Origin of the sequence: Nostoc sp. 'Peltigera membranacea cyanobiont' 232 (assembly GCF_002245985.1) — a bacterium.
In the GTDB taxonomy this organism is placed as follows: domain Bacteria; phylum Cyanobacteriota; class Cyanobacteriia; order Cyanobacteriales; family Nostocaceae; genus Nostoc.
In genome coordinates this window covers 17,760-31,606 of sequence record NZ_NOLK01000057.1, presented here as the reverse complement: position 1 = coordinate 31,606, position 13,847 = coordinate 17,760, and the positions used below count along the sequence as shown (strand labels likewise).

Annotated in this window: 9 protein-coding genes; 4 read left to right on the top strand and 5 right to left on the bottom strand. The window is 40.5% G+C overall.

Annotated elements, in window-relative coordinates; all coding sequences use genetic code 11:
* The first annotated feature begins 32 nt into the window (after window positions 1-32).
* The 3 genes from CDG79_RS19540 (at window position 33) to CDG79_RS19530 (ending at window position 5,365) form a co-directional block, all read left to right on the top strand.
* Window positions 33-1,334, top strand: coding sequence for a nucleotide sugar dehydrogenase (locus tag CDG79_RS19540; protein ID WP_094343603.1), 1,302 nt, complete (start codon window positions 33-35; stop codon window positions 1,332-1,334).
* Window positions 1,318-2,517: a glycosyltransferase family 4 protein gene (locus CDG79_RS19535; protein WP_094328319.1), complete on the top strand. Its 1,200-nt coding sequence runs from the start codon at window positions 1,318-1,320 to the stop codon at window positions 2,515-2,517. The genes CDG79_RS19540 and CDG79_RS19535 overlap by 17 nt, the downstream gene beginning before the upstream one ends.
* A gap of 616 nt (window positions 2,518-3,133) precedes the next feature.
* Window positions 3,134-5,365, top strand: coding sequence for a GumC family protein (locus CDG79_RS19530; protein WP_094343602.1), 2,232 nt, complete (start codon window positions 3,134-3,136; stop codon window positions 5,363-5,365).
* A 161-nt stretch (window positions 5,366-5,526) separates the two neighbouring features.
* Here the strand turns inward: CDG79_RS19530 and CDG79_RS19525 are convergent, their stop codons facing one another.
* The 5 genes from CDG79_RS19525 to fabI all read right to left on the bottom strand — a co-directional run bounded on the left by CDG79_RS19525 (window position 5,527) and on the right by fabI (window position 12,698).
* Entirely contained in the window at window positions 5,527-6,915 is a 1,389-nt protein-coding gene (locus tag CDG79_RS19525; RefSeq protein ID WP_223278214.1) for a choice-of-anchor Q domain-containing protein, read from the bottom strand.
* A gap of 1,186 nt (window positions 6,916-8,101) precedes the next feature.
* Complete coding sequence (locus CDG79_RS19520) at window positions 8,102-9,565, bottom strand: SLBB domain-containing protein (RefSeq protein WP_094343601.1); 1,464 nt, start codon at window positions 9,563-9,565, stop codon at window positions 8,102-8,104.
* 499 nt (window positions 9,566-10,064) lie between these two features.
* Window positions 10,065-11,054: an ABC transporter ATP-binding protein gene (locus CDG79_RS19515; protein WP_094343600.1), complete on the bottom strand. Its 990-nt coding sequence runs from the start codon at window positions 11,052-11,054 to the stop codon at window positions 10,065-10,067.
* A gap of 151 nt (window positions 11,055-11,205) precedes the next feature.
* On the bottom strand, window positions 11,206-11,847 hold the full coding sequence (hisB, locus tag CDG79_RS19510) for an imidazoleglycerol-phosphate dehydratase HisB (RefSeq protein ID WP_094343599.1): 642 nt from the start codon (window positions 11,845-11,847) through the stop codon (window positions 11,206-11,208).
* Window positions 11,848-11,921: 74 nt separating this feature from the next.
* Window positions 11,922-12,698: an enoyl-ACP reductase FabI gene (gene fabI / locus CDG79_RS19505; RefSeq protein ID WP_094328314.1), complete on the bottom strand. Its 777-nt coding sequence runs from the start codon at window positions 12,696-12,698 to the stop codon at window positions 11,922-11,924.
* A gap of 380 nt (window positions 12,699-13,078) precedes the next feature.
* On the opposite strand from fabI, the gene ntcA reads away from it, so the two are divergent.
* Window positions 13,079-13,750, top strand: a complete 672-nt coding sequence (gene ntcA / locus CDG79_RS19500) for a global nitrogen regulator NtcA (protein WP_008233817.1) — start codon at window positions 13,079-13,081, stop codon at window positions 13,748-13,750.
* Window positions 13,751-13,847 lie beyond the last annotated feature (97 nt).

Genomic DNA, 13,847 nt, shown 5'->3' with positions numbered 1-13,847 from the left:
AAAGAATAACAACTGGATAGAACTGGATAGATATGAAAATTAGCATTTTTGGTTTGGGATATGTCGGTGCAGTAACAGCAGCTTGCTTGGCACGAGACGGACATGAAGTAATTGGCGTAGATGTAAATCCCGATAAAGTAGATTTGATCGCCAAAGGAGAGTCGCCCATTGTAGAGCCAGGGTTGAGTCAATTGCTGATTGATGGAGTTGCAGCTAAATTAATCACAGCTACTACAGATACTGAAGTGGCAGTGCTAGCATCAAATATTTCTCTGATTAGTGTTGGTACGCCTCCAATAGAGAGAGGAGAACCCGATCTTACTTATGTTTGGAATGTGTGCAAACAAATTGCCAAAGCAGCTAGCCATAAGACTGAAAGCCATGTAGTTGTTTTGCGTAGCACTGTTCCCCCAGGAACTTTAGAAAAGTGTCAGAATCTCATAGATAGTATTACAGGTAATAACTCTATACATCTGGCATTTAACCCAGAGTTTTTACGCGAAGGTTCGGCTATCAAAGATTACGATCAACCACCTTACACTATTATTGGTACTGAATCTCCTGTGGCAGAAGCAGCAGTACGACAGATGTATGCGACAGTAGATGCACCGTTCACTGTAGTAAAACCATCTGTGGCTGAAATGGTTAAATATGTAGCCAATTGCTGGCACGCAGCCAAAGTGGGCTTTGCTAATGAAATCGGACGAGTAGCCAAAGCTTTTGGTGTAGATGGACGGGAAGTAATGAACATCATTGTACAGGACACAAAGTTAAATATTTCCCCTGTGTACATGCGTCCTGGATTTGCCTACGGTGGTTCCTGTCTGCCCAAAGATTTGAGTGCTTTGCTTTACCACGCACGAAATATGGATGTACCAGTCCCTCTATTAAATGCCCTCCCAACCACTAACAGCGTTCAAGTCGATTTGGCTGCCCAGCAGGTATTACGCCTGGGAGTAAGACAGATTGCTGTTTTGGGATTGGCATTCAAACCAGGTACAGATGATTTAAGAGAAAGTCCCGCAGTACTGCTAGTCAAACGGTTGATTGGAGAAGGCTGCCAGGTAAAAATCTATGACCCGGCTGTGTATGAAGCTCGATTAATGGGAACCAACCTTGCTTATATACAGAGTAATCTCCCTCATTTTGAAGGTTTGCTAGTGCCAAATTCCCAGCAAGCTTTGGAGGGAGCAGAGCTTGCGGTAGTTACCCATGCTACACCAGAGTTTCACCAAGTACTACTTGATGCCCCGAAAGAAATGCAAATTTTGGATCTAGCCGGGGTCTTTAATCAAACATCTAAGGAGTTAGGTTATCATGGCATCGCATGGTAGTAGGGTACTGATTATTGTCGAAAACCTTCCACTTCCCTTTGATAGACGTGTATGGATGGAAGCCACCACCCTAATAAAAGCTGGGTATGAAGTTTCGGTGATTTGTCCTAAAGGTAAAGGCTTTGAACAAGAATACGAGGTAATCGATGGCGTTCATATTTATCGCCACGACATGCCACCGGATATCAGTTCGGTTTCAGGATATTTACGGGAGTATGCTACAGCCGTTTTTTGGGAGTTTCGTCTTGCTCATCGGGTGTGGCAAGAGCGGGGTTTTGATATTGTCCACATTTGCAATCCTCCAGATTTACTGTTTTTGGTGGCAGGATGGTTCAAGTTTTTCAAGGGTGTAAGAGTCATATTTGACCACCATGATATTAATCTGGAGATGTACGAAGCTAAGTATGGAAGGCGAGACATTTTTTATTATGGACTCTCATTAGTTGAGCGATTGACCTTTGCCACAGCAGACGTAGTTATCTCAACAAATGAATCTTACCTCTCAGTTGCACTTACCCGTGGAGGCAAGAGTCCAGAGGATGTCTTTGTTGTTCGTAGTGGGCCTGACCTTTCCCGTTTTCAACCTGTACCACCCAACCCAGACTACCGTAAAGGTCGAAAGTATCTGGTCGGCTATGTTGGTGTTATGGGAGAACCAGAGGGAATCGATTATCTGCTGCAATCGGTACGCTACATTGTCTATGAAAAGAAATGCCAGGATATTCACTTTATGCTCATCGGTAGTGGACCGATGTTTGAGAAACTTCAGGCACTATCTGAAGAGTTAGGAGTTAAGGAGTTTGTAGAATTTACCGGGCGTATTCCTGATAATGAACTTTTGGCACGACTTTCTAGCTGTGATATATGTGCCAATCCAGATAAAAAAATGCCCTACAACGATCGCTCGACTATGAATAAGATCATGGAGTACATGGCAATGGGAAAACCCATTGTTCAGTTTGATCTTTTGGAAGGAAGGCGATCGGCGGAAGGAGCATCTGTTTATGCTAAAGGCAATGATGTGGTGGATTTTGCCGAGAATATTCTTGAACTTCTAGAGGATACTGAACGCCGACAAAAAATGGGAGAGCTAGGTAGACAAAGAATGGAGGATAAACTAGAGTGGCGACATCAAGTACCTAAGCTCTTAGAGGCTTATGAGAAAGCCTGGCAACATAAGTAGCAACACGGCAGATGGAAATATCGTGAAAATACACTTGGAACAAGGTTTCAGATATTTATCTGACGATAGTAATAGAAGACCACTAAGTATATCGGCGTAAATATTTGTAGTTGCAATAAGGTAGAAAGAGGATTTTAGCCAAGTTTATCTTTCTTCATATAATTTTATATTGTGCCAACTTACTTAGATAACAGGTTTTTTCCTGAAATTTGTTTGGATTGGCACTCTTTTATTACTATCGTTAGATAATCTTGAAACTGGAGTTTATGTATGCTTGATTCCAAACAAGAATTTTGAGAATACAGCCAAGAACACTCAATATCTCACCATACTTTGATGAAAGAGAGTTAATGGAAGCAAAAATCAGCATTAACTAGTATTGTATGTACTTTTAATTATGCTCCTCAAGACTCCTAAGTATTAGCTATCAGATTCCAGAAACCGAAGCCTGGAAACGATTTCAGGTTTTTAGAGTTAAATAGTCTATACTATATGTCATATTGTAAAATAGTATCACTCTTAGTTAATAGGTGTGCTTTGTCGCTACTCTAAGTAGAGCAATATTGAGTTTCTTGCTTAAAACCTGTACTTTTGAAGATTTATCTCAGAAAAATCTATGGAATCTAGAGAATCTATTGATTTAGACCTTAATCGTTACCTATTGATATTGAAACGATGGTGGATACCGGCTGTCGGTATCTTTGTGGGTACAGTTATGCTGAGTGCTATATCCACAACATTTATGAAGCCATCTTATGAAGCCGAAGGAAAACTTTTATTCAGAGTTCCCTCTTTTAAAGTAGCAGGAAGTAATCTTTCCCCTGGTTCCTCTGAAGGAGGAGACTCAGGAGATTTAAAAGCTTTGGTCGCAACTCAAAATCCTGTAAGCACTCAGATAGAAGTTATTACTTCTCCTAGCTTATTGCAGCGGGCAATAGACAAACTAAAACTCAAAGATAAAGAAGATAAACCTCTGGAAGTACAAGCGCTACAAAAATCGCTAACTCTAAAAATTGTTGGTGGGACAGATGTATTGAAAATTACCTATAGCAGCCATGACCCAGAAGAAGCAGCAGCAGTGGTCAACACAGTGATGAATTTGTATTTAGAAAATGATATTCTGACAAATCGCTCTGAGGCAGCAGCAACTCGTCAATTTATGGCCAAGCAGCTTCCTAAAACTCAAGCTGCTGTTAACAATGCGGAAGTAGCGCTACGTATATTTAAACAAAAGCATCAGATTGCAGATTTATCAGAGGAGACAAAGTCAGCTGTTGCAACTATTGGAAATCTAGACAATGAAATGAATACTGTCAAGGCTCAACTGGATGAGATAAACGCCCAAACCAATGAACTGCGCCAAAAAGTAGAGCTAAATTCTCAGCAAGCGATCGCTGTCAGTGCCTTAAGTCAGTCACCTGCTGTACAGGGAGTTCTTGTACAACTTCAAGAAACCGATCGGCAGTTAGCGATTGAGCGCAGCCGTTTCCTAGATGACAATCCTGTAATTATTAACCTAGAAGCAAAAAAAGCTAATTTAAAATCTCTCCTGCAACAGCAAATTGGTCAGACTATTGGCAATCAGACACAAGTTCCGCAGAGCTTATTGCAGATTGGAGAACTTAGACAAGGTTTGATACAAAACTTTTTGCAGTCAGAAATACAGCGATTTGGGTTAACAAAAAGACTCTCGTCTCTATATAATTCTCGTTCTAGCTACGAACAACGGGTGAAACTCATACCCCAGTTGGCACAAAATCAGCGGGAGTTAGAACGCAAAGTTGAAGTCGCAGAATCGACCTATCAAACTCTGTTGAAAAAGGTTCAAGAATTACAATTAGTTGAGAACACAAATACAGCCAGTTCTCGGATTATTGCTCAGGCTTTAGTGCCTAAAGATCCGATAGTAGTCAAGAAAATAATTGTTTTGGTGCTAGGAGTTATGTTCGGTTTGTTTTTTGCCACCACAACTGTGCTATTCCTAGCTATGAGAGATAAATCTCTAAAAACACTTAGAGAAGTTAGAGATGTATTTGGATATACTTTGCTGGGAATTGTTCCTTTGTCTGTTAAAAAGGTTCGCTCCCGTTACTCAAATTTAGAATTACCAACTCAAACAGTTGCCGTGAGAGATACGCCCTACTCTTTAACGAGCGAAATGTACCGAATGATTCAAGCTAATCTGAAATTTCTGAGTTCAGATAAAGCACTCAAAACTATTGTGGTAACTAGCGCAGTTCCTAAAGAAGGCAAGTCTACAGTTTCAGCTAATTTGGCTGCTGCGATCGCTCAACTAGGACGTCAAGTTTTACTAATTGATGCAGATATGCGAGTTCCTTCTCAGCATCATTTCTGGCAACTAAGCAATGCAGTCGGTTTAAGTGAGGTTCTTGTAGGTCAAGTTGAATTTAATATGGCTATATCTAAGGTAATGGATAACCTTGATGTTTTAACTGCTGGAGTCAGACCTCCCAACCCACTTGCTTTGCTTGACTCGAAACGGATGGCATCACTAATTGAAAATTCTTCATCTCAACATAACTATGATGTTGTAATTATTGATGCTCCTCCACTCCTTTTAGCAGCCGATGCTTTGACTTTAAGTCAAATGACTGATGGGATTTTATTAGTAGCCAGACCTGGAGTGATTGATTCTAACAGTGCTGCTGCTGCCCAAGAAATGCTAGAGAGATCCAGTTACAACGTCTTAGGTTTAGTTGTGAATGGTATCATTGATAAAAATGAATCTAGTAGTTATTTCAACTATGCTAAAGAATACTTTACTCATCAAGATTTGACAAAAGAGGTAAAGCCACAAAAACGTATTCCTGACAAAAGCTCTGTATAAATTAGAGTTTTGTCTCACAAGTTAACTTAACAGCATAACTGCTATATCATGTCTGTTTAATTAGCTACAAAATAATAAGCCTGCTAAGGCAGGCTTATTATTTTGTGTAACCCTAACTTCAGTCTGACGCAAGTATGAGCAGGTAGCAATAGATATTATACTTACTGATATTCGTATGCTCCAATATCATATCTACCACCAGCAGGACGGGGTTTGTCTGCATAATCAGTTTTTAACCCATTCCAATTGTAACCCCTGTTGATCGCTGGACTCGTTGCTTTGAGTCTAAAGTCACCACTTGAAGCATCTACAAACTGTGGGTCTCCTATAACATCGTTAGGCCCCATCGCACCAACCACTGCACCGTTAGTGTACAGATTATAGTTATAGGTAACATTGGTATTCATGTAGCTGCTGTTAGCATTTTTTCCAGCAACACCATAAATAATGTTATTGAAAATATTGACATCCGATGCATAGCCAGCATAGAGTTGCCCTTTCTTTGATAGCTCTGGGCTTTGCTGATTTAAATAAACCGTGTTGTTGACAATATCGATATGCTCACTCTCATGAGCATGAATACCCGAACCACCATTTTTGTATGAGATATTGTTTGCAATTAAAGTCCGTCCTTTATATGCACCATTAGGACCACTTTTTAACTCATCCATAATAATGCCATTCCCGTCTGTGATCCTGCCGACTTGAATCCAGGGAACGTACATACGATTGTTGTAGACCTTGTTGTTGGTAACAAACATTTTGTATCCTTGGTTATTGTCAGTATTCCGATTCTTCAAGAACGAAATGCCACTGCCACCATAGATACCATACCAGGCGTTATTATACACAGTGTTATTATCCACTTTCACATAATCAGCCGCGATTACTGAGATACCTCCTCCTCCACAGTCATGCACTTTGTTGTTCAAAATATTTATGTGATGAACATAACTACTGCGTCCCTCAATGCTTATGCAGGTTCCATTTGTAAGGCGATTTGATGTGTTAGTCTTCTGACTTAACGCATAAGCAAGGGTGATATTGGCATTGTTCCCGACGATCTCTAGACCGTCGATCTCAATATATGAAACTCCATTTGAAAACCCGATACCACTCCATGTGTTGTGTTGAATCTTTGGAAAATGTCCAGGATATGCTTTATACGTAATCCAGGCATTAGCAGTTCCAGAACGTTTAATACTTAGGGCACTCCCCGCTTGTCCTGAATTTGTGTACACTCCATTCATAATAAATACTGTGTCGCCAGGGTTAGTCAGGTCTGCTGCCCTTTGAATTGTCTTAAACGCATCGTCTTCATCGCGTCCGCTATTTTTGTCGCTTCCGGTACCGCTAACATAGTATTTTGTCGCAGGAGCTGCGCTGATTAACTTGCGGCTGGGCAGTGATGTTTCCGGAACAAGCGATGACTGACGAACGTCTTTAAATAAATACTCTGTTATCTTCTCTCCTTGAGCCAGACCTGTTAAGGCCCAGGGAAGTACAAGAGATGCGCTCAAACTGAGAAAACCGAAACCATGAATCATCATAGGGAAAAATAGGGAAAATAGGGTATGTTGCGAAAAACTGAATCGTCAACGGTCAGTAGCTCTAGCCTTAGTAAGTAACTCAGTATTGGAGACAGTCGTATAACTGCCATTTGTAAGTTTATACACGGTTTCCCAGGTTTACACCTGAGAATTTCCACGTAAATATGGCGGAAACGCCTTTTGAGCTTGTGTTCCAAAAATGTGCATATATCTAGTAAAAGTACTGAAGAAAAATTATCAGTATCCAGAGCTACTCCATTAATGGACACCAAGCAACCGTACAAATGGCATCATTTCCAATTCGACATCATTCTACTGTGTATACGCAGTCTCTGCGGTTAAGATAGTAAATCTGTCATCAATTAGTTAATTTACTTAAATAATTCTTATGATAATAAGAATCATAAAATGAGAGTAAATGAGGTATAGAGCACAATATATCCCCTGCGACCTCTAAACTATTCTCATTATCATAAGAATCAGAGTAGCCAAAACAAAGTTTGAAAAAGCCTCTCAATAGCAGATTATGAATTCCCAGTAAAATTGTTATGTGTATAGCACTTGTCAATTGGTAATATTACTGATAAATATTCTAAAATTAGTACAAGAAAGACTATTTTTAAGTAAGTGAGCGCCCAAACTAAGCCACTTATGTAGTTCTCTACCCTAATATTGTCTTATCCTGTGGTCGAGCGATGTCTAGCTTGCTTGTCCGTAAGAGTACGAGAACTGCTTAGAATTTTTTTGGAATAAGAGACGGCTTCCTGTAGCCTGCTTCTCTGTAAAAATATGACTCTACACATTTATAAACGCATCATTATTTATTCTTGCCCTCAAAAGGCAGTACAAGAGTGAATTTAATAGTCCCATTTCCCATTATCTATAAGTTGTTTCTTATAGCAATCCGAATTAAATCGTGAGGAGATGCAGAGAGCAAAAGTACGTAGTTATAAGTTTTTTTAGCTTTTTTATTTCTAATCAATAATTAAATAGGGCTATAAGCTGTCGGGTATCTAAATTGTACTTTTTGGACTTTGAAAACCTTACTGTAAGGTTTTCAGCTTGAAAAATTAAATGTGTCTTTGCTTATTAAATCTTGACTATTAAGCTTTGACTCATAGATAGTATAATTTTGGGGACGCAAAGGGTTTATCAACGCCCCCAATATTCACATCTGTATCTTAAACTAGAGTCCGAACAAGTTCAGAAGATTAAGGATAATCCCTAGAGGCCCAGTTATAGTGTTAACGGTATCACCAGTTTGAGCGGCACCAGAGCGGTTGACTACCACAACATCATTATTACGAAGTATAGGATTAGTTTGCTCATTAATCCCAGCCGAGAAATCTATTTTTACTATACGTTTAGTGACAGAACCGTTAGGGTTGAGGCGAATCAAATCGACAGCTTTACTACTAGCTCTGGCATCATTAAATCCGCCAGCTGCGAGTATAGCTTGATTTAAAGAGCTATTCGGCTGAACGTCTGTTAATCCTGGTTTTTTAACTTCACCTACTACACCAACTTGAATGCGTGTAGGAGACAAAGTGGTAGTAGCTAATTGAGTAGCTTCTGCGGGGTTAATTTCAGTAGCTGTCGGAATAACAATCGTATCTCCGTCTTGCACGATGATGTCTTGATTAGCATCACCACTCTGCAATAATTGCCAAAGGTTAATATCTATAGATTGTTCTGAGCCAGTTCTTGTAGGTCGGCGTAACTTAAGACTACGAACATCAGCCTGTGATGTAATTCCCCCAGCTAGTTGAATTACCCGCGTCACATTTGGCAGACCTGTGGGAGTGGAAGTGCCACTATTTGCGCCCCCCTGGGTATCTGTGTTACCTGGAGTGACAAGATACGAACCGGGACGGTTAACTTCACCAATAATTGTTACTGTGCGGGGTGTGGTTTGGCTGGCAGCAAAGTTAGATGCAAATATATTTCGGGATTCTGCGATGTTGAAGTTGGTAGCAGTTGGCACAACTATGGTGTCTCCATCGCGCAAGGTAATATCTTGTGTTAACCTGCCTGTTTGGATGAGTTCCTTCAAATTAACAGTAACAGTTTGCTCTGAAGAAGGTCCTATTTTACGCCGTAATTGAACTTGGGTAACATCCGCAGCTAGGGTTACTCCCTGCGCTGTTGTCAATGCGGCTAATACAGTCGGGTATTGTACACCTGGATTGTTCCCTGCTCCTCCGCTCAAGTTCAGGGTGTAAGCTCCTGGACGTGTCACCTCTCCAGCAACGAATATGTTAATGGGACGAGGCGATAACAAATTGACTGAGATTAAGGGACGTTTAAGGAAGCGAGCATATCTTCTGGCAACTTCATCGGAAGCTTGTTCAGTTGTTAGTCCTAGAACTGATACACTGCCAATTAAAGGTAGGTTTATTGCTCCACCTGGAGGAACTTGATATTCACCTGTATATTCAGGTACTTCAAATACATTTACACGGATGAGATCGCCGCCTCCTAATAAATAATTAGTATCTAATTGTGTTTGTGTGCTTGGTGATTGTGTAGTTGGTGGTAGTGGTTGCCCTTGAGCTAGACTCACAAATGGCACAACGACATTGACAGCACTTAAGAAAGCTACACCCACAACTGGCTGAGTTAAAAATTTAAACAAACTTGTGTTAAGCATATTTACCTGATATTTTGAAACTACGATCAATAAAGTACTGTCTAAACATTTTTATTTTGACTATACCTAAGTATTCAAGTTCCCCGACACTCTTATTTTCCTCGAAAAGTGTAATTTTCCGGAGGAAATTTGTTTATATAATTTGAATTTTTAGTGAAGTTAATTTAAAGTTAAGCAAACTTGAATATAGGAATTATTACAAAACATTAGTAATTACGCAAATAAACGTAGTTTATACAAGAAATTCTCCGTTAACCAATAAAGTACTTACTAATAAAATTTGCTTGTCAATGTCAATTTGATGACATTTGAACTATAGATTAGAATTTGCTACTAATATCAAGATTACGAGCAAGTTCATTAAATAAATATAAATAACTTTAAAAAGATATCGGAATTTGGTTTTTTGTAGGTTTACTTGAAAAAGTAAACTCAAAAATGCAAAACCTTTGGATTTTTTTGCTCAAACGAGCTTACAACTTACCGCTTGGCAACGAAATTAATTAACTAAGTTATTGTTATTTTTTCTTTCGATTTGTTGAATAAAAAACTCTTCTAGGGAGTAACGCGACAAGTTCATGGCAATAATTTTACCTTCCATAAGACGAACACTAGCGAGGAAATCATAGTAATCGTCCTGTAGTGTACCTTGCCAGGAACCATCACGTTCAAATTTGAGAGTGGGTATCCATTTTTTAAGAATTTCCCAGTCACCACCTTGACCTTTTATGTGATATGTGTTGTTTACGCCTAAAAGTTCATTCAGGGAACCAGAGCAAATTAATTCACCTTGAGCGAGGATGGCAATGCGATCGCAAATCTGTTCTACTTCACTAAGAACGTGGCTGTTGAAAAAAATCGTCTTCCCAGCAGCTTTTAACGCCAGGATAATTTCCCGCATTTGGTAGCGTCCCACCGGATCGAGACCAGACATTGGTTCATCGAGAAAAACCAAATCTGGCTCGTTAATTAGCGCCTGTGCCATGCCAACACGCTGTAGCATTCCTTTTGAGTAGCGGCGTAGCAGCTTTTTACGAGCATCAGCTTGGGATAAACCCACTAATTCCAGCAGTTGGGGAATACGTTGGCGTTGGACACTTTGGGGAATTTGAAATAGTCCAGCAGCTAGCTGTAAAAATTCCCAGCCAGTGAGATAGTCATACAAATAGGGATTTTCTGGCAGATAGCCGATATGTTGTTTAACACTGCGATCGCCTATTGGCTTATCCAATAATAATCCCCGCCCAGAGGTGGGATTAATAATTCCCAGCAACAATTTTAAAAGGGTGGTTTTACCAGCACCGTTTGGCCCTAGCAAACCAAAGGTTTCGCCTTTGTAAACTGTTAAAGAACAGTTTTTGAGAGATACGACTTTTTGATTTAGCCAAAAGCCAGTGCGATAGACTTTTCGCAACTCAGAAGTTAGGACTACTGGCGGAGTTTCTGCCGTATTAAGTTGAGAATCAGGGTCATCTGCAACAGACTTCATCTCGGTTCAACCACTAATTACCAGCTTAGTATTAATTACAAGTTACCCAGTAGCCTGATAATAACCATCACCGAGCGGTGTGTCAATTATTGGGGATTGGGGATTGGGGGAATAACAAATGCTCCATGCTAAATGCCCCATTTGACTCGTTTTATAGAACGCCTTTAGAACTGGGAATTAAACCAGCACGACGGGGATCAATTTCTACCGCTAGTCGTGTTGCTCTTGCAAAGGCTTTAAATGTCGCCTCAATGATGTGATGGGAATTAATGCCATCCAATTGTCGAACATGCAGTGTCATTTGGCTATGGTTCGCGATCGCCACAAAGAATTCGCGCACAAGTTGGGTGTCATAAGTTCCTACACGCTGGGTAGGAATTTGCAAGCCGTAGCTGAGGTGAGGCCGTCCAGAAAAGTCTAGTGCTACCTGAACTAAGGCTTCATCCAATGGTGCAAGAAAATTACCAAAGCGGACAATACCTTTTCTGTCGCCTAGTGCTTGGTTGAAAGCTTGACCCAAGGTAATGCCTACATCTTCATTCGTGTGATGGTCATCAATTTCTAAGTCTCCCTTGGCTTGGACATCTATATCAATCAGTCCGTGGGAGGCAATTTGATGCAACATGTGATCCAAAAACGGAATGCCTGTTGCTGCTGTGCAAGTTCCTCTACCATCCAGGTTGATGGTAACTTCCACATCAGTTTCACCAGTGGTACGGTGAACAGTGGCAATTCGGGGAGTTTTTGTTGACTGGTCGTAATTTGAATTAACTTGACGATTGGTTGTTTGCATAGGGAATGGAAAGAGTTAGGAGTGAGGAGTTAGGAGTTAAAAATTCATAACTCATAACTCCTAACTTTATCGCGTCACATTCCCATAATTTCATATCCTGCATCTACATATAGAACTTGTCCGGTAATCCCACTGGACAAATCACTACACAAGAAAGCGGCAGTATTCCCCACTTCTAGCTGAGTGACGGTACGGCGTAGGGGAGCCACTTCTTCTACATGATGAATCATATCCAAAATCCCACCTACTGCTGAAGATGCCAAGGTGCGGATGGGGCCAGCGGAGATGGCATTGACGCGGATATTTTGCGGCCCTAGTTCAGCAGCTAGGTAACGCACACTCATTTCTAATCCTGCCTTGGCAACTCCCATAACGTTGTAGTTAGGGATTGCTCTAACACCACCTAAATATGTCAAGGTGACGATACTACCTCCCTCTGTCATCAAAGGTTTAGCTGCACCACTTAACTGCACCAGCGAGTAGGTACTGATTTCTAAGGCGGTGTTGAAGCCAGAACGAGAGGTTTGGCTAAAATCTCCAGTCAAATCGTCTTTGCTGGCAAAAGCCAAACAATGGATGAGGATGTCTAACTTCCCCCACTGTTCGCGGATTGTCTCAAAGGTAGATTGAATCTGCTCCTCATCTTGGACATTACAGGGAAGAAATAAGCTTGGGTTGAGGGGTTCTACCAACTCCGCAACTTTTTTCTCCATTTTGCCGCGTTCATCCGGCAGATAAGTAATACCCAGGTTTGCTCCGGCTTTATGCAGCTGTTGGGCGATGCCCCAGGCGATCGAGCGGTTATTGGCAATACCTGTAACAAGAGCATTTTTTCCAGTCAGATTCAGCATAGAAATTATTAATGCGATCGATCATTAGGAGCATACTAGAATCTGAGGCACGTTTTGTCTTTGTTTTATACAGGATTTGCAAAAATGAATATTGAGAAGGGTGTTTGCTGTGACAAAATTCTTGATTTTTCCTAAAGATTTTCTCAAGATATCTTTATTTGTTCTTTAAAAAACCCTTTTTAATACGGCTATTGGAACTACTTATAAACAATTAGTAGCTGAAAGGATCAACAATTATGTATCATTATAAACAAAGAGTTATGAAGTGATTTGTTTGAGTATAGGAAAGTACAGAAAGGTTGACGGTGCTTTATTCATTTTTCAGGTGTATTCTTAGGTAATCAGTTTTTGTTTTTCCGGCATTGGGTAGGGGAAGGGAGATGATCGTGACACAAGATAAAGCCCTAGCAAATGTATTTCGTCAGATGGCGACCGGGGCGTTTCCGCCAGTTGTGGAAACGTTTGAACGCAATAAAACGATCTTTTTTCCTGGCGATCCTGCCGAACGAGTTTATTTTCTTTTGAAAGGTGCTGTTAAGCTTTCTAGGGTGTACGAGGCAGGAGAGGAAATAACAGTAGCATTGCTTCGGGAAAATAGTGTTTTTGGTGTTTTGTCATTGCTGACAGGAAATAAGTCGGATAGGTTTTACCATTCGGTTGCATTTACGCCTGTGGAATTACTGTCAGCCCCAATTGAACAAGTAGAGCAAGCACTCAAGGAAAATCCAGAATTATCAATGTTAATGCTGCGGGGTCTGTCTTCGCGCATTTTACAGACAGAGATGATGATTGAAACTCTCGCTCACCGAGATATGGGTTCCAGATTGGTGAGTTTTTTGTTAATTCTTTGTCGAGATTTTGGCGTTCCTTGTGCTGATGGGATCACTATCGATCTGAAGTTATCTCATCAAGCGATCGCAGAAGCAATTGGTTCAACTCGTGTTACCGTTACTAGACTGCTAGGGGATTTGCGTGAAAAGAAGATGATTTCGATCCACAAAAAGAAGATTACTGTGCATAAACCTGTTACCTTAAGTAGGCAATTCACATAAAATCAATTGGAGAGAGGGGAATCGGCGCGTGTTCTATTTTGAAAGATGACACTAATAGCTAGAGGTAAATCTAAAATTGAGTAATTTCAGCTATTGC